The 1,715-nt window shown below is 61.2% G+C and carries 1 protein-coding gene; it reads left to right on the forward strand.

Features of this window, described 5'->3' with window-relative positions:
- On the forward strand, window positions 1–1,623 hold a 1,623-nt coding region (locus KY661_RS37025; protein ID WP_225414670.1), incomplete at its 5' end, for a hypothetical protein.
- Between the last annotated feature and the right edge of the window lie 92 nt (window positions 1,624–1,715).

Consider the following 1,715-nt stretch of genomic DNA (forward strand, 5'->3'; position numbering starts at 1 on the left):
CCAAGGCCCCGAGTCCTCCATCACGATAGGCAATGTGCAGCCGCGAAAGGGGAAAAGTTATTTCCTCCAGCCTCCTATCTCCCACCTGAGTGGGCCACACGCCTGAATTGCATCCTCATCAACCTCGTCAATCATGCTGACCGGCCGAAGACCTGGGAGGATCATGCGGCGGAGGTGCTTCGACTCCGCCAATCCATTGTGGGCGGACTTGAGCTGCTTCGAGGCACGCTCGAAGCTCATTTCCGCAGGACAACGGCGCTGCCGCTCGTCGGAACGGCGGGAGTCCTGGATGCTGCGAGGTGGGAGAAGCACTGCAGGAGCGTTTCGCGTATCCCTCAGATGCCTCAAGTTGCCGTGGATGAGTGGGGCTTTACCTCGGAGCAATCCGAGGGGGGCGGCGCTGGAACGGCTGTCGCTGTCCTCGGTGCCAGCGCATCCCAGCAAGGCCATATGCCGCTCGCGCTGCTGCGGCACAAGCCGTACCTCGACTTGTTGCACAAGTACGCCCGAGCTGCCTGGAACTTCATGCAGCAGGTGGGCATGCCCCTGGCGCTTCAGCCTTTCCTGGCGCGGGGCAACGCGAAGGAGAAGCACCTTGCGCAGGGCCTGCTTCAGAAGCGCGGTGAGGCAAAATTGAACACCCATCTCCCCACCACGAATCTGGCGGAGGCTGTGGGCTCCATCTCAGCGCCGCGACAGGAGTTCCGAGGGCGCTTTGACCCGTATTTCTCAGCCGACACGCTCGACGCGTTCGAAGCGCGAGAGCGAGGGACCTTGAGCGATGTCTGGGCCATGTGGTTGATGTTCACCTACTTCGCCAAGCCTGGGGGCATGTCCCAGCCTGTTCAGTGGGCGGCGCGTAAGCTGGATGAGGTAGGCCGGGTGGTTTGCGATTCCCTGCGTTCTCGGCTTGCCGCACTATCCGTTGACATCCTCTCGCAGGATCTCGAATGGGAGCGAGGCTCGGCGCTCTGGTTGCGGCTTGAGGTGGCTGAACCAGTGCACCTTTATCAGGCTCGGGCGTCCCTGTTGGACGCCCTTCATGCCACGTTCAAGTGGACCGGGAGTCCGGATATCACCGCTCACGTCGCGCGCACCCGATGGCGTCATATTGTGATTGTGCCCACCTTCCAGGGCAAGGCACTCACGCGTACCGCGTGGCCCATCAGCATGGACACGATCGCGCTGACAGCTGCCTCGGAGCTGGGGTGGTGGAGTCTCGCTCCTCAGCCCGTGCCTGAAAGTTCTTGGAGGAGGCTCGCAGTAGAACTGTGGACCCAGCCACTTTTGGGCTGGGCGGACGAATTCAGAGATGCGATGGGGGAGCTGAGGTTGCGGCTGGATCTGGCTCTGGGGCTGAGAAATTCCACAGCGGCAATGGAGATCGATTCGCTAGGACGAGAACTCCTGGAAGGCTTTCTTCTTGAACAGAACGCGTTGGTGGCGGCCGCCGTGCAGCGTGCCCGCGCTGTGATCGATAAGATGGATGGGTGGATGGGTTCCCTTACGCGAAGCACATTCAACGACAATCCGAACCTTGGGCTCATCCATCATGGCCTGCGGGACATTCTAGCCCGGATCGATCACCGGGGGAGGGATCACCGGGTGGGGACCCACCGATAACTGAAGAGTTCTCAAGCACTTCAGAGCATCGGAAGGACCCACACGGTGAAAACAGACTGTAGCGCGAAGCAGGTCGAATTTGAGGGGGTCGG

Source organism: Allostigmatella hybrida (assembly GCF_020103775.1).
GTDB classification, from domain to species: Bacteria; Myxococcota; Myxococcia; order Myxococcales; family Myxococcaceae; genus Hyalangium; species Hyalangium aurantiaca.